The organism is Streptomyces sp. WG7, assembly GCF_049975785.1.
Lineage (GTDB): Bacteria > Actinomycetota > Actinomycetes > Streptomycetales > Streptomycetaceae > Streptomyces.
Window position 1 is genome coordinate 90,815 of record NZ_JBNGGE010000007.1, and the last position, 21,712, is coordinate 112,526.

Consider the following 21,712-nt stretch of genomic DNA (forward strand, 5'->3'; position numbering starts at 1 on the left):
CGCGCCCCCTGCCGGGGACGCGGGCCACCTTCATCATCCGGCCTGCTCAGCCCTTGGACGCCTTCTTCTCCTCGGCATCCTGAATGACCGCCTCGGCCACCTGCTGCATCGACATCCGCCGGTCCATCGACGTCTTCTGGATCCACCGGAACGCCGCCGGCTCCGTCAGCCCGTACTCCGTCTGAAGCACCGACTTCGCCCGGTCCACCAGCTTCCGCGTCTCCAGCCGCAGACTGAGATCCGCGACCTCCTTCTCCAACGCCTTCAGCTCCGTGAACCGCGACACGGCCATCTCGATCGCCGGCACGACATCACTCTTGCTGAACGGCTTCACGAGATACGCCATCGCTCCCGCGTCCCGCGCCCGCTCCACCAGGTCGCGCTGCGAGAACGCGGTCAGCATCAGCACGGGCGCGATGCTCTCCTCGGCGATCTTCTCGGCCGCGGAGATCCCGTCCAGCTTGGGCATCTTCACATCGAGGATCACGAGGTCGGGCTTGTGCTCCCGGGCCAGCTCCACCGCCTGCTCACCGTCACCGGCCTCACCGACGACGGAGTACCCCTCCTCCTCCAGCATCTCTTTGAGATCCAGTCGGATGAGCGCCTCGTCCTCGGCGATGACGACGCGGGTCGTCAGCGGAGGAACGTGCGACTTCTCGTCTTCGGGCACGTCGGCGGGCTGGGGCGACTCGGGGGCGGTCACGTGGGGCTCCTCGTTCGGGGCAGGGGTACTGCTGACAAGAGCCTACCTAGCTGCGGTAAGGTGGACGCGCGGAGGGTCAGGGGAAACCTTCGATTCCGCGAGCCCCGGTAGCCCAATTGGCAGCAGGCAATGGATTCAAAACCCATACAGTGTCGGTTCGAGTCCGACCCGGGGCACTTTTCCTTGTTTTCCAAGGTTGCCGTCAGCAAGTGGATGTCCACGTTCTCGTGAACATCCACTTTTTACTGCGTGTCGTTGCGGGCCTCGCCACAGAGTGACTGCATGTACGACACCAGCACACGCAAGCGTGCATTGGCACTGGTGGCACAAGGACGGAGTCTGAACTCCGTCAGCAAGGAAACCGGTATATCCCGCGCCGCCATCCGCTCGTGGCAGACACGCATCGAGCCTCTGCCACGCATGCGGCAAACCTCCTGCTCGCTGTGCGGTCCGAACGCCGAGTCACCTGAGGACGGGGCGGCGTACGCCTACCTACTCGGCCTCTATCTCGGCGATGGCTGTATCAGTCCCGGCATGAGGTCGGGCTACTTCCTCCGAATCGCGTGCGCCGATGCATGGCCCGGGCTCATCAACGCGTGCGCTGCCGCCCTCGAAGCCATCAATCCCAGCGGGAAGGCATACCGAGTCCGAGCCGTCGGCTACACCTCTGTGGTCGGCTACAGCGGGCACTGGCCATGCTTCTTTCCCCAACACGGGCCAGGGAAGAAGCACGACCGGGAGATCGCTCTCGACCCCTGGCAGCAGACGATCGTCGCCGCGTACCCCTGGGAGTTCATCCGCGGACTCATCCACTCCGACGGCTGTCGCATCACCAACTGGACGACCCGTCTGGTTGCCGGTGAGCACAAGCGGTACGAATACCCCCGGTATTTCTTCACCAACACATCGGCCGACATCATCAGACTCTTCACCGCCGCTCTCGACCGCGTCGGCGTCGAGTGGAAGTCACTCAATCAAAGCCGCGCGGCCGTCACGATCTCCGTAGCCCGCAAAGCCTCCGTAGCCCTCATGGACGCCCACGTCGGCCCCAAGTACTGACGACCGGCCTACGTGGGACCGTCGTCCTCCCCGATGTGGTGCACCCGCACCAGGTTGGTCGTGCCCGACACCCCGGGTGGCGAGCCGGCCGTGATGACCACGACGTCGCCCTTCTCGCAGCGTCCGTACCGGGTGAGCAGTTCGTCCACCTGGTCGACCATCGCGTCCGTGGAGTCCGCGTGGGGACCGAGGAAGGTCTCCACGCCCCAGGTCAGGCTCAGCTGTGAGCGCGTCGCCGGTTCGGGGGTGAAGGCGAGCAGCGGGATGGGTGAGCGGTAGCGGGAGAGGCGGCGGACGGTGTCGCCGGACTGGGTGAAGGCGACGAGGAATTTCGCGCCGAGGAAGTCGCCGATCTCCGCGGCCGCGCGGGCGACGGCGCCGCCCTGGGTGCGGGGTTTGTTGCGGTCGGTCAGTGGGGGCAGGCCCTTGGCGAGGATGTCCTCCTCGGCTGCTTCGACGATGCGGGCCATGGTGCGCACTGTTTCGATCGGGTGTTTGCCGACGCTGGTTTCGCCGGAGAGCATGACCGCGTCGGTGCCGTCGATGACGGCGTTGGCGACGTCGGAGGCCTCGGCGCGGGTGGGGCGGGCGTTGTCGATCATGGAGTCGAGCATCTGGGTGGCGACGATGACCGGTTTGGCGTTGCGTTTGGCGAGTTTGATGGCGCGCTTCTGGACGATGGGGACCTGTTCGAGGGGCATTTCGACGCCGAGGTCGCCCCGGGCGACCATGATGCCGTCGAAGGCGGCGACGATGTCGTCGATGTTCTCGACGGCCTGGGGTTTTTCGATCTTGGCGATGACGGGGAGGCGGCGGCCTTCCTCGTCCATGATGCGGTGGACGTCGAGGGCGTCTCGTCCGCTGCGGACGAAGGACAGGGCGATGACGTCGAAGCCGTTGCGGAGGGCCCAGCGGAGGTCGTCCTCGTCCTTCTTGGAGAGGGCGGGGACGGAGACGGCGGCGCCGGGGAGGTTGAGGCCTTTGTGGTCGGAGACCATGCCGCCTTCGATGACCGTCGTTCGGACTCGGGGTCCGTCGATGCCGGTGACTTCGAGGCAGACTTTGCCGTCGTCGACGAGGATGCGTTCGCCGGGGGTGACGTCGGCGGCGAGGCCGGGGTAGGTGGTGCCGCAGGTGTGGCGGTCGCCGGCGATGCCTTCTTCGACGGTGATGGTGAAGGTGTCGCCGCGTTCGAGGAGTACGGGGCCTTCGGTGAAGTGGCCGAGCCGGATCTTCGGGCCTTGAAGGTCGGCGAGGGTGCCGACGCTGCGGCCGGTCTCGTCGGAGGCTTTTCGGACACGGTGGTATCGCTCTTCGTGTTCGGCGTGGGTGCCGTGGCTGAAGTTGAAGCGGGCGATGTCCATTCCGGCGTCGACCAGGCGTTTGATCTGGTCGTACGAGTCGGTGGCGGGCCCAAGTGTGCAGACGATCTTTGCTCGGCGCATGGGTCGAGCCTATGACTTACCGGCGGGTAGCGAATTGGCCGCGCATGTCCACTCAACAACCTTTGAGTAAAGGGTTATTGACAAGTGTTGAATTGTGCGCGGCGCTGCTCCGATGAGCATTTCATCCGGCTGCGGCTCTTGACAGGTGCTGCGCTCAGGGCGGAATCTACGCGCGTTGTCACATGATCACGGGTCACCGAGGAGAGTCAGCCATGGCGTTGAACCGCCGGAAGTTCCTGAGCAGGTCCGCCGTGACGGGGGCGGGTGTGGCGCTGGCCGGCGCGGCGGCGGCTCCGGCGGCGGAGGCGGCGCCCGCGCACGGGCGCGGTCGTAAGAAGCCGAAGCGGTACGCGCTGACGGTGCTGGGCACCACCGATCTGCACGGGCACGTCTTCAACTGGGACTACTTCAAGGACGCCGAGTACGCGGACGCGGCGGGCAACGCGCAGGGGCTGGCCCGTGTCTCCACGCTGGTGGACCAGGTCCGTGCGGAGAAGGGCCGCCGCAACACGCTGCTGCTGGACGCGGGCGACACCATCCAGGGCACCCCGTTGACGTACTACTACGCGAAGGTCGATCCGATCACCGCCGAGGGCGGTCCGGTGCACCCGATGGCGCAGGCGATGAACGCGATCGGGTACGACGCGGTGGCGCTGGGGAACCATGAGTTCAACTACGGCATCGAGACGCTGCGCAAGTTCGAGGAGCAGTGTGATTTTCCGCTGCTCGGTGCGAACGCGGTGGACGCGAAGACGCTGAGGCCGGCCTTCCCGCCGTACTTCATGAAGACGTTCCGGGTGAAGGGCGCGCCGCCGGTGAAGGTGGCGGTGCTGGGGCTGACGAACCCGGGTATCGCGATCTGGGACAAGGCGTACGTGCAGGGGAAGCTGGCGTTCCCGGGTCTGGAGGAGCAGGCGGCCACGTGGGTGCCGAAGCTGCGTTCGATGGGCGCGGACGTGGTGGTGGTGTCGGCGCACTCGGGGTCGTCGGGGACGTCGTCGTACGGTGACCAGCTTCCGTACGTGGAGAACGCGGCGGCGAATGTGGCGAGGCTGGTGCCGGGTATCGACGCGATCCTGGTGGGGCACGCGCATCAGGAGATCGCGGAGCTGAAGGTCGTCAACGAGGAGACCGGGAAGACGGTCGTGCTGTCGGAGCCGCTGTGTTACGCCGAGCGGCTGACTCTGTTCGACTTCGAGCTGGTCTTCGAGCGGGGCCGTTGGCACGTGGAGTCGGTGAGGGCGTCGCTGCGTGATTCCAGCACGGTCGAGGACGACCCGGAGATCACCGAGTTGCTGTCGGACGAGCACGCGAGGGTCGTGGCGTACGTCAATCAGGTGGTCGGTACGGCGACCGAGACGTTGACGACGGTGGAGGCGCGTTACACGGACGCGCCGATCATCGACCTGATCACGAAGGTGCAGGAGGACGTGGTCAGGGAGGCGCTGGCGGGTACGGAGTACGCGTCGCTGCCGGTTCTGGCCCAGGCTTCGCCGTTCTCGCGGACGTCCGAGATTCCGGCCGGTGACGTGACGATCCGGGATCTGTCGAGTCTGTACGTGTACGACAACACGCTGGTGGCGAAGCTGATGACGGGCGCCCAGTTGCGGGCGTACCTGGAGTACTCGGCGGAGTACTACGTGCGGACGGCGGCGGGTGTGCCGGTGGATGTGGAGAAGCTGACCAATGCGAACGGCCGTCCGGACTACAACTACGACTACGTGTCGGGGCTGACGTACGAGGTGGACATCGCGCAGGCACCCGGTTCGCGGATCAGGAATTTGGCGTACGGGGGTGCGCCGTTGGCCGATGAGGCGCGGTTCGTGCTGGCGGTGAACAACTACCGGGCCAACGGTGGTGGTGCGTTCCCGCATGTGGCGTCGGCCCAGGAGTTGTGGTCGGAGTCGACGGAGATCCGTACGCGGATCGCCGAGTGGGTCACGGCGAGGGGTGTGCTGGACCCGGAGGACTTCGCGTCGGTGGGCTGGAGGCTGACGCGGGACGGTGTGCCGGTGTTCTGATTTCCGCGTGTGTGAGGTGCGGCCTCAGATTCCTTCCACCAGCGGGGTGAGTGCCCGGTGGTCGCGTGCGGAGGGGATCTGGGGCTGTGCTCGTTCCAGGCCGAAGGTGGTGAAGGCGGTGCGGCTGGGGAGCGGGTAGGGGTTTCGTCCGGTGACGTCGTTGAGGATGGTGGCGCTGCGCCAGGCGGCAAGGCCGAGGTCGGGTGTGCCGACGCCGTGGGTGTGGGTTTCGGCGTTCTGGACGTAGACGTGTCCGGTGACGGAGGGGTCGAGGAGGAGGCGGAAGCGTTCGTCGATGCGGGGGCGTTCGTGGTTGTCGCGCCGCATGTAGGCGTCGAGGCCGGTGAGGAGGCGGTCGAGGGGGCGGTCGCGGTAGCCGGTGGCGAGGACGACGGCGTTGGTGGTGAGGCGGGAGCGGGTTTTCTGCTGGGTGTGTTCGATGTGGAGTTCGATCTGGGTGGTGGCGATGCGGCCGGCGGTGCGGACGTGGACGCCGGGGGTGAGGACGGTGTCGGGCCAGCCGCCGTCGAGGGTGCGGCGGTAGAGCTCGTCGTGGATGGCGGCGGTGGTGTCGGCGTCGATGCCTTTGTGGAGTTGCCACTGGGTGGCGAGGAGGCGGTCGCGGACGGGTTCGCTCAGGGCGTGGAAGTAGCGGGTGTAGTCGGGTGTGAAGTGTTCCAGGCCGAGTTTGGAGTACTCCATGGGGGCGAAGGCTTCGGTGCGGCCGAGCCAGTGGAGTTGTTCGTGGCCGGTGGGGCGGTGGCGGAGGAGGTCGAGGAAGATCTCGGCGCCGGACTGGCCGGTGCCGATGACGGTGATGTGTCCGGCGGTGAGCAGGGTGTCGCGGTGCTGGAGGTAGTCGGCGGCGTGGACGACGGGGACGCCGGGGGCGTCGGTGAGGGGTTTGAGGGGGTCGGGGACGTGCGGTTCGGTGCCGATGCCGAGGACGACGTTCTTCGCGTAGGTGCGGCCGACGGCGTCGGCTTCTCCGTCGGCGTCGAGTCGGGTGTAGTCGACTTCGAAGAGGTGGTGTTCGGGGTTCCAGCGGACGGCGTCGACCTGGTGGTGGAAGCGGAGGGTGGGGAGGTTGTCGGCGACCCAGCGGCAGTAGGTGTCGTACTCGGTGCGTTGGATGTGGAAGCGTTCGGCGAAGTAGAAGGGGAAGAGGCGTTCTCGGGCTTTGAGGTGGTTGAGGAAGGTCCAGGGGTTGGCGGGGTCGGCGAGGGTGACGAGGTCGGCGAGGAAGGGGACCTGGATGCGTGCGCCGTCGATGAGGAGGCCGGGGTGCCAGTGGAAGGCGGGGCGCTGGTCGTAGAAGACGGTGTCGAGGCCGGTGAGGGGGTCGGCGAGGGCGGCGAGGGAGAGGTTGAAGGGGCCGATGCCGATGCCGGCGAGGTCGCGGGGGGTGTCGGGGGTGTGGTGTGCGGGGGTGTTCATCGGGGGGTGTGTCTTTCTACGAGGGTGAGGAGGGTGGTGAGGTCGTCGGGTGTGGTGTGGGGGTTGAGGAGGGTGGCTTTGAGCCAGAGCCGGCCGTCGGCGTGGGCGCGGCCGAGGACGGCGGCACCGGTGGTGAGGAGGGTGCGGCGTAGGGCGGCGACGGTGTCGTCGGTGGTGTGGGTGGGGCGGAAGAGGACTGTGCTGATGGTGGGTGGGGCGTGGAGTTCGAAGCGGGGGTGGTGGTGGATGAGGGTGGCGAGTTTCTGGGCGAGGGTGCAGACGTCGTCGACGAGGGTGCCGAGTCCGGTGCGGCCGAGGGTTTTGAGGGTGGCGGCGATTTTGAGGATGTCGGGGCGGCGGCTGGTGCGTGGGGAGCGGCCGAGGAGGTCGGGGATTCCGGCGTGGGTGTCGTCGTCGGCGTTGAGGTAGTGGGTGTGGTGGTGGAGGGCGGTGAGGTCGTCGGGGTTCTTGACGGTGAGGAGGCCGGCGGCGATGGGTTGCCAGCCGAGTTTGTGCAGGTCGAGGGTGACGGTGTGGGCGGCTTCGAGTCCGGCGAGTTTGGGGCGGTGCTGGGTGCTGAAGAGGAGGCCGGCGCCGTAGGCGGCGTCGATGTGGAGGCGGGCGCCGTGTGCGGTGCAGCGGTCGGCGATTTCGGGGAGGGGGTCGATGAGGCCGGCGTCGGTGGTGCCGGCGGTGGCGACGACGAGGTGTGGTCCGGGGATCTGGGTGAGGGCTTCGTCGAGGGCCGCGGGGTCGAGGGTGCCGGCGGGGGCGGGGACGACGACGGGTTCGGGCAGTCCGAGGAGCCAGGTGGCGCGGGGTACGGAGTGGTGGGCGTTGGCTCCGTGGATGAGGCGCAGGCCTGGGCCGTGGGTTTCGCGGGCGAGGAGGGTGGCGAGTTGGTTGGATTCGGTGCCGCCGGTGGTGATGAGGGCGTCGGCGGCGCCGGTTTCCCGGGCGAGGGCGCGGGTGACGAGGGTTTCGAGGGTGGAGGCGGCGGGTGCCTGGTCCCAGGAGTCGAGGGAGGGGTTGAGGGCGCTGGCGGCGAGGTCGGCGGCGGTGGCGACGGCGAGGGGTGGGCCGTGCAGGTGGGCGGTGCACAGGGGGTGGGCGGGGTCGGCGGCGCCGTGGGCGAGTGCGGTGACGAGGGTGCGCAGGGCGTCGGGGTCGCCGTGGTCGGGGAGGATGTCGCCGGCGGCGTCGGTCATGCGGGCGGTGACGGTGTCGGGGCCGCCCGCGGGCAGGGGGCCTCCGCGTGCTGTGGTGCCGGCGTGCAGTGCGTCGAGCACGGTGTCGAGCAGGGGGCGTAGGGCGTCGGGGCCGTGGGGGCCCGAGGCGAGGGGCGGCGGCGTGCCCATGGGCTGTCCTCCGGGCGTGGTGCGGGGAGTTCCAGCTTGGACGGGGATGCGCGGGTACGCCCGTACAGCTCAAGATCGCAACCCGAAAGGGGTATGCGGGGGGCCGGCCCGCGGGGGTGGGCCGGCCGTGTCCGGGGTCAGTGCGTGTCGGTCTCCCGTACGCGCAGGGCGCGGGCGAGGTCGTCGAGTTGGTCGGTGAGCTTGCGGCGCAGGGCGGGGGTGGGGTGGGCGTGGTCGAGGCATTCCTGGCCGAGGCGAAGGTTGTCGGTGTCGACGGCGTGGGCGGGGAAGGCCCAGCGGCCGGCGGCTTCGGCGATGGCGGGGCCGCGGCGGGCGGCGACGGCGACGGCTTCGGTGTAGTAGCGCGGTACGTAGTCGTGGAGGAGGTCGGCTTGTTCGGGCTGCCAGAAGCCCTTGGCGGTGGCGGTGAAGAGGTAGTTGGAGAGGTCGTCGGTGGTGAACATGGCCTGCCAGGCGCGGCTCTTGGCGTCGGGGTGGGGCAGGGCCGCGCGGCAGTGGGCGGCGCCCTCCTGGCCGGTGTCGCTGGGGTCGCGTCGGAGTTCGGCGGCGATGGCGGTCTCGTCGGTGGCGCCGAGGACGGCGAGGCGGGTGAGGATGCGCCAGCGGAGTTCGGGGTCGAGTTCGGGGCCGCCGGGGACGGTGCCGTCGGCGAGCCAGGCGGCGATGGTGTCGGGGTGGGCGGCGGTGGCGATGCGGTGGCGTACGGCGATGAGGCGCAGTCCGGGGTGGTCGCCGTCCTCGGTGCGGCGGATGAGGTCGCGGCACAGGTCGGTGAGTGTGGTCAGGGCGGCGGGCCGCTGGTCGGGGGCGGCGTAGCGGTCGGCGACCTGGGTGGTGGCGAAGGTGAGGACGCCGTCGACGAGGGCGAGGTCGGTCTCGTGGGGGAGGTGGGCGCGGGCGATGCCCAGGTAGGTGCCGGTGGGGAGTTCGCCGTCGCGGACGGCGTCCCTGAGGGCGTTCCAGACGACGGCCCGGGTGAGTGGGTCGGGCAGGCCGGACAGGCCTTCGCGGAGGGTGCGGAAGGAGTCGGCGTCGAAGCGGATCTTGGCGTAGCTCAGGTCGCCGTCGTTGAGGACGACGAGCGCGGGGAGCTTGCCGATGGGCCGGGGTTCGGCCTGGGGGAGGTCGAGGTCGAGGCGTGTGCGCAGGGTGAGCCGGCCTTCGTCGGTGAGGTCGCGGTCGTAGAGACCGGCGGCGATGCGGTGGGGTCGCTCGCCCTTGCGGCCGACTTCGAGTGTTCGGGTGCCGTTGTCGCCGGTGACGTGGGGGGTGAGGGTGTCGACGCCGGTGGTGCGCAGCCAGGCGTCGGCCCAGGCGTGGACGTCGCGGTCGGTGGCGGCGGCGAGGGAGTCGATGAAGTCGGCGAGGGTGGCGTTGGCGAACTTGTGCCGGTCGAAGTGGGTGTTGATGCCGGCGAGGAAGTCCTTCTCGCCGAGCCAGTGGACGAGCTGGCGCAGGGCGGAGGCGCCCTTGGCGTAGGAGATGCCGTCGAAGTTGAGGAGGGCGGAGGCGGTGTCCTGGACGTTCTCGGGGGCGACGGGGTGGGTGGAGGGGCGTTGGTCGGCGTCGTAGCCCCAGGGTTTGCGGGTGACGCCGAAGTCGGTCCAGGTGTCGGTGAAGCGGGTGGCTTCGGCGGTGGTCTGGTAGCCCATGTACTCGGCGAAGGACTCGTTGAGCCAGATGTCGTCCCACCAGCGGAGGGTGACGAGGTCGCCGAACCACATGTGGGCCATCTCGTGGGCGATGACCATGGCGCGGGTCTGCCGCTGGGTGTCGGTGACGGCGGAGCGGAAGACGAACTCGTCGCGGAAGGTGACCAGTCCGGGGTTCTCCATGGCGCCGGCGTTGAATTCGGGGACGAACGCCTGGTCGTAGGAGTCGAAGGGGTAGGGCTCGGTGAACTTCTCGTGGTAGCGGTCGAAGCAGCCGCGGGTGACCTCGAGGAGTTCTTCGGTGTCGGCGTCGAGGTGGGGGGCGAGGGAGCGGCGGCAGTGGAGGCCGAAGGGGAGGCCGCGGTGTTCGGTGCGTACGGAGTGCCAGGGGCCGGCGGCGACGGCGACGAGGTAGGTGGAGATGGGTGGGGTGGTGGCGGCCTTCCAGCGGCCGTCGCCGGTGTGTTCGGTGATGCCGTTGGCGAGGACGGTCCAGCCCTGGGGCGCGGTGACGGTGAGGTCGAAGACGGCTTTGAGGTCGGGCTGGTCGAAGGCGGCGAAGACGCGCTGGACGTCGTCCAGGAAGAGCTGGGTGTAGACGTAGGTCTCGCCGTCGGCGGGGTCGGTGAAGCGGTGCATGCCCTCGCCGGTGCGGGAGTAGCGCATGGCGGCGTCGACGCGCAGTTCGTGGTCGCCGGGGGTGAGGTTCTTCAGGGCGAGCCGGTTCTCGTCGAGGGTGCCGGGGTCGAGGGGGTGTCCGTCCAGGGTGACGGTGCGCAGCTCGGCGGGCTTGACCTCGACGAAGGTGTCCGTGGTGTCCGTGGTGTCCGGTTCGCCGTGGACGGTGAAGCGGATGACGGTGCGGGAGTCGAAGGTGTCGTCGCCACGGGTCAGATCGAGGTCGATCGTGTAGTGGTGGACGTCGAGGAGCCGGGCTCGGGTCTGCGCTTCGTCGCGCGTCAGTACGGACATGCACGCCATGCTGCCTGATGCGGTCGGCAGGGCACAGAGGCGGATCGGTACGCGGAGTTTGTCCGGGCCGTCGGGGTGGCCGGGGCGCTCCCCGGCGCGCGCCCCCGTGGGCGGGGGCGCGGGGCCGGCGGGGTCAGTCGGAGGCGGGGGCCGGGCCGCTGCCGCTGCCGCTGCTGTTGCCGTTGTGCTCCGCGATGCGTTCGTGGTGGTGGATCACCTCGGCGATGATGAAGTTCAGGAACTTCTCGGCGAACGCCGGGTCGAGTTTGGCGCTCTCGGCGAGGGCGCGCAGCCGGGCGATCTGTTTCGCCTCGCGGGCCGGATCGGCGGGCGGGAGTTGGTGCCGGGCCTTGAGGTGGCCGACCTGCTGGGTGCATTTGAAGCGTTCGGCGAGCATGTGGACGACGGCCGCGTCGATGTTGTCGATGCTGTCCCGCAGCCGGGCCAGTTCCTCGCGGACGGCGGGGTCGACGGCACCGGTACCGGTGTTGCTGGTGGTCATGGGTGCTCACCCTAAGGGCGGATCCCGGGCCGTCGCAGACCGTCTCAGGCCCCGGGAAATCCCGCCGGTGCCGCCGGTGCCGGTGCGCTTGTGGACGTAGCCGTCCTCGTGTCCGCCGGGGACGTCCGCGATGGGCCCGTTCCCGGACGATGCGGCTCCGCTCCCGTACGGTGCGGCCCCGCTCCCGGAGGCCGGGCCTCGGGTGGCAGCCGGGCGCCTGGAAGTGTGCGTGGACACGATCTTGTCGGTGCGGCCGCGCCGGCCGGCTTCCCGTGCGGCCGCGCGCATGTGCCGGTTCCCCCAGCCGGGCTGCCGTGAGCCGCTGTTCCAGGTCGGTGTCCGCGCCGCCCGCGCGCGGGGAGGAGAGGCGGTTGGCCCCGTGCACGGACACGCAGGCGGTCCGCGCCGCCCGCGCGCGGGGAGGAGGCGGCGACGGTGTGTGCTGTTCGCTGGTCACGGTCGTCGCTCGTGCCGTGGGGCCGGGCCGGGGCGAACGGTTTCCGCCGTGCGGCACCGGTGGCCGTGCGGGGCCGGCCGTACAGTGGGAGACGGGTTCAGGAGCGTCTTGGGGGTTCAGGCGTGGCGAACGGCGGACCGGTCGAGCACGGTTACCCGCATCTGGAGACGGTGCGGGCCGCCGTCACCGCGTTGTACAGGCGGTTGTCGTACAACACCGTGCGGACGTTCTCGGCCAGTGTGGCCCCGGCCGACGTGGCGTTCTGCGACACCGACGACCTGTATCTGGGGGCCCAGCGGGTGGCGCACGAGCTGGTGCGTCACTACCGTCTCCCGGATGCGCGGATGATCGTGTCCTTCCGGGAGATGACGCATGCGGCGAGTGTCGAGCTCGCGGCGGGCCCGGAGTACTTCATCGAGTTGAACGACCGGTTCCGTACGCATCGCCGGGACATCGGCGCGGCCCTCGCGCACGAGGTGATGCACGTGTATCTGCACCGTCTGGGCCTGTCCTTCGCCGGCACGCGGGACAACGAGATCCTCACCGACACGGCGACGACGTACCTGGGTGCCGGCTGGCTGCTGCTGGACGCCTACCGGGAGGACTCGGCGTCGTCGCAGAAGCTGGGGTATCTGACGCCGGAGGAGTTCGGCTACGTCCTGGCCAAGCGGGCGCTGGTGTTCGGTGAGGACCCCGCGGTGTGGTTCACCAGTCCGCAGGCGTACACGGCGTACGTCAAGGGCATGGCCCGGGCCCGCCGGGACGAGCAGCAGCCGCCGCTGACCGCGGCGGGCTGGGCGGGCCGCCGCCGTTATGCCCGGGACCGTCGTCACGCCCAGGACCCGCATGCCGCCGCGGCCCTTCCGGTGGACGGGCCGTACTCCTTCACGCCGGGCGGGCGGGGGCCGCTGCGGGTGTCGTTCTCCTGTCCGACCTGTCATCAGCGGATCAGGGTGCCGGTGCGGGGGCGGGTGCGGGCGCGGTGCGGGCTGTGCCGGACGGTGCTGGAGTGCGACACGTGAACGGCCGGCCCCGCACCGGCCGTCCCTCCGGCGCCCCTGGGCGGTACCCCTACCAGGGCCGCACGATGCCCTGCGCGCGTGCGGCCACCAGCCACGCGGGGAACTCGCCCACCAGGTGGTCGTACAACTCGGCGTCGGTCACCTTCCGCGGGTCGCGGCCCGCGTGGAAGAACCCGGCGTTGTCGACGACCCGCTTGCCCGGCACCGCCAGCTCGTCGAGTCTGCGCAGGTACTCGAACTGGCGGCTGTCCGGGTCGCCGAAGCCGACGAACTGCCAGAACAGGGGGAGCGTTGCCGCCTTGCACAGGTACCGCTCCGCGGCGAGCCGGTTGATCGGGCCGCCGTCGGTCTGGAAGACGACCAGGGCGGGGTGGCGGGCGCCGCTGTCGAGGTAGTGGTCGATGACGGCGTCCATGGCCAGGTGGTAGCTGGTCTTGCCCATGTGCCCGAGGCCGGCCGCGATCCGCTCGATCCGTCCCTGGTGGTCGGCGAGGGCGATCTCGGTGACGGCGTCGACGTCGGTGGAGAAGAACACGACCGGCACGGTGCCGTCGTCGTCGAGGTGCGCGGACAGGCCGAGGACCCGGTCGGCGAGCGCCTGCACGCTGCCGTCCTTGTAGTACGGCTTCATGGAGCCGGAGTAGTCGACGACGAGGTAGACGGCCGCCCTGGTCCCCTCCAGTCCGTGCTTGGTCAGCGACACCCCGGCGCTCCGGTACGGTTCGACCAGCGCGGGCGCGGTCTCCCGCACCTTGGTGAGACTGATCGCGGCCATGCGGACTCCCCCGTCACCCTTGGGACTTACGGCATCTGGCTGCCGAGGTTACGGCACGGCGCACCCCGCCTCTCAGCTCGTCCACAGGCGTTCGCTATTTTGTTCGCCGCCGTCCCCACCGGCTCACCGTCCGTCCGTCCCGAGGAGCCGGCCGTGGATTCCGAGTCCACCGTCACCACCTGCTACCGCCATCCCGCGGTGGAGTGCCACGTCCGCTGCACCCGCTGCGAGCGCCACATCTGCCCGGACTGCATGCGGGAGGCGTCCGTCGGCCACCAGTGTCCCGAGTGCGTGAAGGAGGGGGCGCGGTCGGTCCGGCAGGCCCGGACCATCGCGGGCGGCCGGGTCTGGGCGACGCCCGTGGTGACGTACGTCCTGTTCGGGCTCAACCTCCTGGCGTATCTGGCGGAGGTGGTGCGGCCGGAGATCGTGGACCGGTTCTCGATGGTCGGTGCGCGGCTGGTCGGCCCGGACGGCGGGCACTACGTCTACGAGAGTGCCCACTTCGGGCTCTTCCGGGCGGAGGGCGTCGCCGCCGGCGAATGGGAGCGGATGCTCACCGGCGCCTTTCTCCACCTGTCGCCGTTCGAGGGCACCTTCGGGATCCTGCACCTCACGATGAACATGGTCGCTTTGTGGCAGCTGGGGCGGGTGGTGGAGCTGATGCTCGGCCGGGTCCGCTTCGTGGTCCTGTACCTGCTGTCGGCGCTCGGTGGTTCCGTCCTGCAGCTGGTGCTGGGTGACCCCGGGCAGTCCTCGGTCGGCGCGTCGGGTGCGATCTTCGGTGTGGGGGCCGCGTACTACGTCCTGCACCGCCGTCTGGGCGCTGACATGGCCTCGGTCAACCGTTTCATGGCCCTCCTGCTGTTGTGGCTGGTGCTGTCCGCCGGGCTCACCTCCTGGCAGGGTCATCTCGGCGGCCTGCTGGTGGGCGGCGCGCTGGCCCTGGCGTTCGCGTACGCGCCCCGGGACGGGCGCCGGGTGGCGGTGCAGGCGGGAGCGTGCGCGGGGCTGGTGGTGCTGCTGGCGGTGACGGCGGCGGTCAAGGTGTCGCAACTGACAGGTGGAGGCATTTCCCTATGAGAGGTATTCCCCGATGAAACGTGCCGGTGTGCTGCTCCTCGCGGCCGTTCCCGTGATCGCCACGGGGGTGTACTTCGTGATGCCGACGGACTCGGCCGACGCCCCGGTGGCGCCGCCCGCGTCCACCGCCCAGTCGTCCCGCGAGGACGCGAAGAGCCGGGCGGAGGAGGAGCGGGCGGCGGACGACGCGCTGATCGCCGACCTGCCGCCGGGGCTCGCCGCCCCCGCGAAGAAGGAGCTGGCCCAGCAGCTGGTGTCCAGCGCCGAGAACTCGACCACGAAGTGGCGCACCTCCTACGGCGTCATCGAGGACCTCGGCGACGGGTGCGGCTACACGGCGGGCATCATCGGCTTCTGCACGGGCACGCACGACCTGCTCACGCTGGTCGAGCGCTACACCGAGGCCCACCCGGGCAACGGCCTGGCGGCGTACCTGCCCGCCCTGCGCGAGGTGGACGGCAGCGACTCGCACGAGGGCCTGGACCCCGGTTTCACGGCCGCCTGGCAGGCGGAGGCGGAGCTGCCGGCGTTCCGTGCGGCGCAGGAGGAGGAACGCGACCGGGTCTACTTCGAGCCGGCGGTCCGCCTGGCCAAGCTGGACGGCCTGGGCACGCTGGGCCAGTTCGTGTACTTCGACGCGATGGTCTTCCACGGCCCGGACACGAGCGCCGACGGCTTCTACGGGCTGCGCGAGCAGGCCATGGGCAAGGCGAAGACGCCGGGGCAGGGCGGCGTCGAGAAGACCTACCTGGACGCCTTCCTGGACGTCCGCCGCGACGCCATGCGGGCCCGGCGTCCGGGCATCGACACCTCCCGCGTCGACACGGCGCAGCGGCGGTTCCTGGAGGCCGGGAACATGAAGCTCGACACTCCGCTGGTGTGGGAGATGTACGGGCAGACGTACAGGCTGCCGTAGGCGCGCATGCGACGGCGCCTGCCCTTTGTCCGGTCGGGGACGGGGCAGGCGCCATCAGTGTTCCGCACGCCTTTGTGCGGGACGTTCTTCGGTTGTTCCGTCCGTCAGACCGCGAGGGCGCGGTCCGTCGGGCGGATCGGGGCCGGCAGTTCGCTGGCTCCGGTCAGGAAGCGGTCGGCGCCGCGGGCTGCGGAGCGGCCCTCCGCGATCGCCCAGACGATGAGCGACTGGCCGCGGCCGGCGTCACCGGCGACGAACACACCCGGCACGTTGGTCTGGAAGTCGGCGTCCCGGGCGATGTTACCCCGTGCGTCGAGCTCCAGGCCGAACTGGTCGACCAGTCCGTTCTCCCGGTCGGTGCCGGTGAAGCCCATGGCGAGGGTGACCAGCTGGGCCGGGATCTTCCGCTCGGTGCCCGGCTTGGGGGTGAGCTTGCCGTCGATGAACTCGACCTCGCTCATGTGCAGCCACTGGACGTTGCCGTCCGCGTCGCCCTCGAAGTGGGTGGTGGAGACGGCGTAGACCCGCTCGCCGCCCTCCTCGTGGGCGCTGGTGACCTTGTAGAGCATCGGGAAGGTCGGCCACGGCTGGGAGACCGGGTTCCGCTCCTCGCCCGGGCGGGGCATGATCTCCAGCTGGGTGACGGAGGCCGCGCCCTGGCGGTGGGCGGTGCCCACGCAGTCGGCGCCGGTGTCGCCGCCGCCGATGACGACGACGTGCTTGCCCTCGGCGGTGATCGGGGGCGCCACGTAGTCGCCCTCCTGGACCTTGTTGGCCAGGGGGAGGTACTCCATGGCCTGGTGGATGCCGTTCAGCTCGCGGCCGGGGACCGGCAGGTCGCGGGCGGTGGTGGCGCCGGCGGCGATGACGACGGCGTCGTAGCGCTTCCTGAGGTCGGTCGCCTTGAGGTCGCGGCCGATCTCGACGCCGGTGCGGAAGCGGGTGCCCTCCGCGCGCATCTGCTCGATGCGGCGGTTGATGTGCCGCTTCTCCATCTTGAACTCGGGGATGCCGTAGCGGAGGAGGCCTCCGATGCGGTCCGCGCGCTCGTAGACGGCGACGGTGTGGCCGGCCCGGGTGAGCTGCTGGGCGGCGGCGAGGCCGGCCGGGCCGGAGCCGATGACGGCGACGGTCTTGCCGGACAGGCGCTCGGGGATCTGCGGGGCGACGTCCCCGGTCTCCCACGCCTTGTCGATGATCGAGACCTCGACGTTCTTGATGGTGACCGGCGGCTGGTTGATGCCGAGCACGCACGCCGACTCGCACGGGGCCGGGCACAGGCGGCCGGTGAACTCCGGGAAGTTGTTGGTGGCGTGCAGGCGCTCCTGCGCGGCCTGCCAGTCCTCGCGGTAGGCGTAGTCGTTCCACTCGGGGATCAGGTTCCCGAGCGGGCAGCCGTTGTGGCAGAACGGGATGCCGCAGTCCATGCAGCGGCTGGCCTGCTTGCTGATGATCGGCAGCAGGGAGCCGGGGACGTAGACCTCGTTCCAGTCCTTGACGCGCTCGTCGACGGGGCGGGTCTGGGCGACCTCGCGTCCGTGGTTCAGGAAGCCCTTGGGATCAGCCATTGGTCGCCGCCTCCATCATCTTCTCGGTGGTCTCGGTCTCGGAGAGACCGGCTCGCTCGGCGGCGTCCTTGGCGGCGAGCACTGCCTTGTACGTACTGGGGATGATCTTGCTGAAGCGCTCCACGGCGGTGGGCCACTCGGCGAGCAGCTTCTCGGCGACGGTCGAGCCCGTCTCCTCGTGGTGCCGGCGCACGACGTCGTGCAGCCACGCGCGGTCGGTGTCGTCCAGTGCCTCGACGGCGTTCACGTTGCCGGCGTTGACGTTGTCGCGGTCCAGGTCGATGACGTAGGCGATGCCGCCGGACATGCCGGCCGCGAAGTTGCGTCCGGTCTCGCCGAGAACGACCGCGTGGCCGCCGGTCATGTACTCGCAGCCGTGGTCGCCGACGCCCTCGGAGACGACCAGCGCGCCGGAGTTGCGGACGCAGAAGCGCTCGCCGACCTTGCCGCGCAGGAACATCTCGCCGCCGGTGGCGCCGTAGCCGATGGTGTTGCCGGCGATGGTGGAGTACTCGGCGAGGTGGTCGGCGCCCCGGTCGGGGCGGACGACGATCCGGCCGCCGGAGAGGCCCTTGCCGACGTAGTCGTTGGCGTCGCCCTCCAGGCGCAGCGTGATGCCGCGCGGGACGAAGGCGCCGAAGGACTGGCCGGCGGAGCCGGTGAAGGTGATGTCGACGGTGTCGTCGGGCAGGCCCGCGCCGCCGAACTTCTTCGTGACCTCGTGGCCGAGCATGGTGCCGACCGTGCGGTTGATGTTGCGGATGGCGACCTGGGCGCGCACAGGTGCGGCGTCGGTGGCGTCCGTGGCACCGAGCGCGTCCGACGCGAGCTTGATCAGCTGGTTGTCGAGGGCCTTCTCCAGGCCGTGGTCCTGGACGGTCACCTGGTGGCGCACCGCGCCCTCGGGCAGCTCCGGCACGTGGAACAGCGGCGCCAGGTCCAGGCCCTGCGCCTTCCAGTGGTGGACGGCGCGGGTGACGTCGAGGGTCTCGGCGTGGCCGACGGCCTCCTCGATGGAGCGGAAGCCCAGCTCGGCGAGGATCTCGCGGACCTCTTCGGCGATGAACTTGAAGAAGTTGACGATGTACTCGGCCTTGCCGGAGAACCGGTCGCGCAGCACCGGGTTCTGGGTGGCGATGCCGACCGGGCAGGTGTCCAGGTGGCAGACGCGCATCATGACGCAGCCGGAGACGACGAGCGGCGCGGTCGCGAAACCGAACTCCTCGGCGCCGAGCAGCGCGGCGATGACCACGTCCCGGCCGGTCTTGAGCTGGCCGTCGGTCTGCACGACGATCCGGTCGCGCAGGCCGTTGAGCAGCAGGGTCTGCTGGGTCTCGGCGAGGCCCAGCTCCCAGGGACCGCCCGCGTGCTTGAGCGACGTCAGCGGGGAGGCGCCCGTGCCGCCGTCGTGGCCGGAGATGAGGACGACGTCCGCGTGCGCCTTCGACACACCCGCCGCGACCGTGCCGACGCCGACCTCGGAGACCAGCTTGACGTGAATCCGCGCCTGCGGGTTCGCGTTCTTCAGGTCGTGGATCAGCTGGGCCAGGTCCTCGATGGAGTAGATGTCGTGGTGCGGCGGCGGGGAGATCAGGCCCACGCCGGGCGTCGAGTGACGCGTCTTGGCGACCCACGGGTACACCTTGTGGCCGGGCAGCTGGCCGCCCTCGCCGGGCTTGGCGCCCTGGGCCATCTTGATCTGGATGTCGTCGGCGTTGACCAGGTACTCGGAGGTGACGCCGAAGCGGCCGGAGGCGACCTGCTTGATCGAGGAGCGGCGCGCCGGGTCGTACAGGCGCTCCGGGTCCTCGCCGCCCTCACCGGTGTTGGACTTGCCGCCCAGCTGGTTCATGGCGATGGCGAGGGTCTCGTGCGCCTCCTGGGAGATGGAGCCGTACGACATGGCGCCGGTGGAGAAGCGCTTGACGATCTCGGAGACGGGCTCGACCTCGTCGATCGGGATCGGCTGCCGGTCGCTCTTGAAACCGAACAGGCCGCGCAGCGTCATCAGGCGCTCGGACTGCTCGTTCACGCGCTCGGTGTACTTCTTGAAGATGTCGTACTTGCCGGAGCGCGTGGAGTGCTGGAGGCGGAAGACCGTCTCCGGGTCGAACAGGTGCGGCTCGCCCTCGCGGCGCCACTGGTACTCGCCGCCGATGTCGAGGGCGCGGTGGGCGGGCGCGATGCCGCTGGCCGGGTAGGCCTTGGCGTGGCGGGCGGCGACCTCCTTGGCGATCACGTCGATGCCGACGCCGCCGATCTTGGTGGCGGTGCCGTTGAAGTACTTCTCGACGAAGGCCTCGTCCAGGCCGACGGCCTCGAAGACCTGGGCGCCGCGGTAGGAGGCGACGGTGGAGATGCCCATCTTGGACATGACCTTGAGGACGCCCTTGCCGAGGGCGTAGATCAGGTTGCGGATGGCCTGCTCGGGCTCGGCGCCGGGCAGGAAGGTGCCCGCGCGGACCAGGTCCTCGACGGACTCCATCGCCAGGTACGGGTTGACGGCGGCGGCGCCGTAGCCGATGAGCAGGGCGACGTGGTGGACCTCGCGGACGTCGCCGGCCTCGACCAGCAGACCCACCTGGGTGCGCTGCTTGGTGCGGATGAGGTGGTGGTGGACGGCCGCGGTGAGCAGCAGCGACGGGATCGGCGCGTGCTCGGCGTCCGAGTGGCGGTCGGACAGGACGATGAGCCGGGCGCCGTTCTCGATGGCGGCGTCGGCCTCGGCGCAGATCTCCTCTATGCGCGCGGCGAGCGCGTCGCCGCCGCCGTGCACCCGGTAGAGGCCGGAGAGGGTCGCGGCCTTGAAGCCGGGCATGTCGCCGTCGGCGTTGATGTGGATGAGCTTGGCCAGCTCGTCGTTGTCGATCACCGGGAACGGCAGCAGGACGCTGCGGCAGGAGGCGGCCGACGGCTCCAGCAGGTTGCCCTGCGGGCCCAGCGAGGAGCGCAGGGAGGTGACCAGTTCCTCGCGGATGGCGTCCAGCGGCGGGTTGGTGACCTGCGCGAACAGCTGGGTGAAGTAGTCGAAGAGCAGCCGGGGGCGCTCGGAGAGCGCGGCGATCGGCGAGTCGGTGCCCATGGAGCCGATCGGCTCGGCCCCGGCCTTGGCCATCGGCGCGAGGATGACGCGCAGCTCCTCCTCGGTGTACCCGAAGGTCTGCTGGCGGCGGGTGACCGAGGCGTGGGTGTGCACGATGTGCTCGCGCTCGGGCAGGTCGGACAGCTCGATCTCGCCGGCCTCGATCCACTCGGCGTACGGCTGCTCGGCGGCGAGCCGGGCCTTGATCTCGTCGTCCTCGATGATGCGGTGCTCGGCGGTGTCCACCAGGAACATGCGGCCGGGCTGGAGGCGGCCCTTGCGGACGACCTTCGCGGGGTCGATGTCGAGGACGCCGACCTCGGAGCCGAGGACGACGAGGCCGTCGTCGGTGACCCAGTAGCGGCCGGGGCGCAGGCCGTTGCGGTCGAGGACGGCGCCGACCTGGGTGCCGTCGGTGAAGGTGACGCAGGCGGGGCCGTCCCAGGGCTCCATCATCGTGGAGTGGAACTGGTAGAAGGCGCGCCGGGCCGAGTCCTTGATGTTCATGGACTCGTGGTTCTCCCACGCCTCCGGGATCATCATCAGCACGGAGTGCGGCAGCGAGCGCCCGCCGAGGTGCAGCAGCTCCAGGACCTCGTCGAAGGAGGCGGAGTCCGAGGCGTCCGGCGTGCAGATCGGGAAGAGCCGCTTCAGGTCCGCGGACGAGCCGAACAGGTCGGAGGCGAGCTGGGACTCGCGGGCGACCATCCAGTTGCGGTTGCCCTTGACCGTGTTGATCTCGCCGTTGTGCGCGACGAAGCGGTACGGGTGGGCGAGGGGCCAGGCCGGGAAGGTGTTCGTCGAGAACCGGGAGTGCACGAGCGCGATCGCGGAGGCGAAGCGGCGGTCGGACAGGTCCGGGAAGAAGGGCTCCAGCTGGCCGGTGGTCAGCATGCCCTTGTAGACGATGGTCCGCGCGGACAGCGACGGGAAGTAGACGTCGGCCTCGCGCTCGGCGCGCTTGCGCAGCGCGAAGGCGTGCCGGTCGAGGGCGATGCCCTGCGACGTGCCGTCGGTCACGAAGATCTGGCGGAAGACCGGCATGGTCGAACGGGCGGTGGCGCCGAGCATCTGCGGGGCGACCGGGACCTCGCGCCAGCCGAGGACGGTGAGGCCCTCCTCGGCCGCGATGGTCTCGATCCGCGAGACGGCGTCCTCGGTGCCGTCCACGGGGAGGAAGGCGATGCCGACGGCGTACGCCCCGGCCTCGGGCAGTTCGAATCCGGCCACCTCGCGGAAGAAGGCGTCCGGCACCTGGGAGAGGATGCCCGCGCCGTCGCCCGAGTCGGGCTCGGAGCCGGTGGCGCCCCGGTGCTCCAGGTTGCGCAGCACGGTGAGCGCCTGGTCGACCAGGGTGTGGGACGCCTCGCCGGTGAGGGTGGCGACGAATCCGACGCCGCAGGCGTCGTGCTCGTTGCGGGGGTCGTACATGCCCTGCGCGGCAGGGCGAGCATCCATGAAGGACCGGTTCTGGCCACTCGCGGAGTGCTGGGACGGCTGGCGCGGCGTACGCATCGGCTCTCCCGTCGTCGTCATCTGGCTGGGGACCTCCCAGGCCCTTGAGGCTCTGGGGGAGCAAGTGCCGAGGGACGACGTTGGCCCTCTGCGTGAGTGCAAAATTTGATGCAGGTTACATGAT

General features: G+C 70.0%; 14 protein-coding genes and 1 tRNA gene. 6 read left to right on the plus strand and 9 right to left on the minus strand.

Features of this window, described 5'->3' with window-relative positions:
* Window positions 1-46: 46 nt before the first annotated feature.
* A complete protein-coding gene (locus ACP4J0_RS10275) occupies window positions 47-703 on the minus strand; it encodes an ANTAR domain-containing response regulator (RefSeq protein ID WP_426526174.1) in 657 nt (218 codons plus the stop codon).
* 101 nt (window positions 704-804) lie between these two features.
* Between ACP4J0_RS10275 and ACP4J0_RS10280 the strand changes: the two genes are divergently transcribed.
* Window positions 805-879: transfer RNA gene (locus ACP4J0_RS10280), tRNA-Leu, on the plus strand.
* A gap of 106 nt (window positions 880-985) precedes the next feature.
* Window positions 986-1,762, plus strand: a complete 777-nt coding sequence (locus ACP4J0_RS10285; protein ID WP_426598321.1) for a transcriptional regulator — start codon at window positions 986-988, stop codon at window positions 1,760-1,762.
* 8 nt (window positions 1,763-1,770) lie between these two features.
* Here ACP4J0_RS10285 and pyk read toward each other — a convergent pair whose 3' ends face one another.
* Window positions 1,771-3,207, minus strand: a complete 1,437-nt coding sequence (pyk, locus tag ACP4J0_RS10290) for a pyruvate kinase (RefSeq protein WP_426598322.1) — start codon at window positions 3,205-3,207, stop codon at window positions 1,771-1,773.
* A 212-nt stretch (window positions 3,208-3,419) separates the two neighbouring features.
* Here pyk and ACP4J0_RS10295 point away from each other — a divergent pair, with 212 nt between their 5' ends.
* Entirely contained in the window at window positions 3,420-5,228 is a 1,809-nt protein-coding gene (locus ACP4J0_RS10295; RefSeq protein WP_426598323.1) for a bifunctional metallophosphatase/5'-nucleotidase, read from the plus strand.
* 24 nt (window positions 5,229-5,252) lie between these two features.
* Here the strand turns inward: ACP4J0_RS10295 and ACP4J0_RS10300 are convergent, their stop codons facing one another.
* From ACP4J0_RS10300 to ACP4J0_RS10315, 4 genes are all read right to left on the minus strand, one after another.
* Window positions 5,253-6,665 (minus strand): lysine N(6)-hydroxylase/L-ornithine N(5)-oxygenase family protein, encoded by a 1,413-nt coding sequence (locus ACP4J0_RS10300; RefSeq protein WP_426598324.1) that lies wholly within the window; start codon window positions 6,663-6,665, stop codon window positions 5,253-5,255.
* Window positions 6,662-8,023, minus strand: a complete 1,362-nt coding sequence (locus ACP4J0_RS10305; protein ID WP_426598325.1) for a pyridoxal phosphate-dependent decarboxylase family protein — start codon at window positions 8,021-8,023, stop codon at window positions 6,662-6,664. Before ACP4J0_RS10305 ends, ACP4J0_RS10300 begins: the two co-directional genes overlap by 4 nt.
* A 137-nt stretch (window positions 8,024-8,160) precedes the next feature.
* Window positions 8,161-10,668, minus strand: coding sequence for an aminopeptidase N (gene pepN, locus ACP4J0_RS10310; RefSeq protein WP_426598326.1), 2,508 nt, complete (start codon window positions 10,666-10,668; stop codon window positions 8,161-8,163).
* A 133-nt stretch (window positions 10,669-10,801) separates the two neighbouring features.
* The gene (locus tag ACP4J0_RS10315; RefSeq protein WP_426598327.1) at window positions 10,802-11,170 is read right to left on the minus strand and encodes a chorismate mutase; all 369 of its coding nucleotides are present in this window, start codon (window positions 11,168-11,170) and stop codon (window positions 10,802-10,804) included.
* A gap of 579 nt (window positions 11,171-11,749) precedes the next feature.
* Between ACP4J0_RS10315 and ACP4J0_RS10320 the strand changes: the two genes are divergently transcribed.
* Window positions 11,750-12,649 carry a hypothetical protein gene (locus ACP4J0_RS10320; RefSeq protein WP_426598328.1) on the plus strand — a complete coding sequence of 300 codons (900 nt, stop codon included), beginning with the start codon at window positions 11,750-11,752 and terminating at the stop codon, window positions 12,647-12,649.
* Between the two features lie 49 nt (window positions 12,650-12,698).
* Here the strand turns inward: ACP4J0_RS10320 and ACP4J0_RS10325 are convergent, their stop codons facing one another.
* On the minus strand, window positions 12,699-13,424 hold the full coding sequence (locus tag ACP4J0_RS10325) for a vWA domain-containing protein (RefSeq protein ID WP_426598329.1): 726 nt from the start codon (window positions 13,422-13,424) through the stop codon (window positions 12,699-12,701).
* Between the two features lie 153 nt (window positions 13,425-13,577).
* On the opposite strand from ACP4J0_RS10325, the gene ACP4J0_RS10330 reads away from it, so the two are divergent.
* Window positions 13,578-14,507 (plus strand): rhomboid family intramembrane serine protease, encoded by a 930-nt coding sequence (locus ACP4J0_RS10330; protein ID WP_426598330.1) that lies wholly within the window; start codon window positions 13,578-13,580, stop codon window positions 14,505-14,507.
* A gap of 13 nt (window positions 14,508-14,520) precedes the next feature.
* A complete protein-coding gene (locus ACP4J0_RS10335) occupies window positions 14,521-15,423 on the plus strand; it encodes a chitosanase (protein WP_426598331.1) in 903 nt (300 codons plus the stop codon).
* A 104-nt stretch (window positions 15,424-15,527) separates the two neighbouring features.
* Here the strand turns inward: ACP4J0_RS10335 and ACP4J0_RS10340 are convergent, their stop codons facing one another.
* Together ACP4J0_RS10340 and gltB are read right to left on the minus strand one after the other, a co-directional pair.
* Window positions 15,528-16,991, minus strand: coding sequence for a glutamate synthase subunit beta (locus ACP4J0_RS10340; RefSeq protein ID WP_426598332.1), 1,464 nt, complete (start codon window positions 16,989-16,991; stop codon window positions 15,528-15,530).
* Window positions 16,984-21,531: a glutamate synthase large subunit gene (gltB, locus tag ACP4J0_RS10345; protein WP_426598455.1), complete on the minus strand. Its 4,548-nt coding sequence runs from the start codon at window positions 21,529-21,531 to the stop codon at window positions 16,984-16,986. The genes ACP4J0_RS10340 and gltB overlap by 8 nt, the downstream gene beginning before the upstream one ends.
* Window positions 21,532-21,712 lie beyond the last annotated feature (181 nt).

Excerpts from the sequence above, each read along its gene's own strand:
- ACP4J0_RS10285 (WP_426598321.1), top strand. The coding sequence starts at position 986 with ATGTACGACACCAGCACACGCAAGCGTGCATTGGCACTGGTGGCACAA.
- pyk (WP_426598322.1), bottom strand. The coding sequence starts at position 3,207 with ATGCGCCGAGCAAAGATCGTCTGCACACTTGGGCCCGCCACCGACTCG.
- ACP4J0_RS10295 (WP_426598323.1), top strand. The coding sequence starts at position 3,420 with ATGGCGTTGAACCGCCGGAAGTTCCTGAGCAGGTCCGCCGTGACGGGG.
- ACP4J0_RS10300 (WP_426598324.1), bottom strand. The coding sequence starts at position 6,665 with ATGAACACCCCCGCACACCACACCCCCGACACCCCCCGCGACCTCGCC.
- ACP4J0_RS10305 (WP_426598325.1), bottom strand. The coding sequence starts at position 8,023 with ATGGGCACGCCGCCGCCCCTCGCCTCGGGCCCCCACGGCCCCGACGCC.
- pepN (WP_426598326.1), bottom strand. The coding sequence starts at position 10,668 with ATGTCCGTACTGACGCGCGACGAAGCGCAGACCCGAGCCCGGCTCCTC.
- ACP4J0_RS10315 (WP_426598327.1), bottom strand. The coding sequence starts at position 11,170 with ATGACCACCAGCAACACCGGTACCGGTGCCGTCGACCCCGCCGTCCGC.
- ACP4J0_RS10325 (WP_426598329.1), bottom strand. The coding sequence starts at position 13,424 with ATGGCCGCGATCAGTCTCACCAAGGTGCGGGAGACCGCGCCCGCGCTG.
- ACP4J0_RS10335 (WP_426598331.1), top strand. The coding sequence starts at position 14,521 with ATGAAACGTGCCGGTGTGCTGCTCCTCGCGGCCGTTCCCGTGATCGCC.
- ACP4J0_RS10340 (WP_426598332.1), bottom strand. The coding sequence starts at position 16,991 with ATGGCTGATCCCAAGGGCTTCCTGAACCACGGACGCGAGGTCGCCCAG.
- gltB (WP_426598455.1), bottom strand. The coding sequence starts at position 21,531 with ATGGATGCTCGCCCTGCCGCGCAGGGCATGTACGACCCCCGCAACGAG.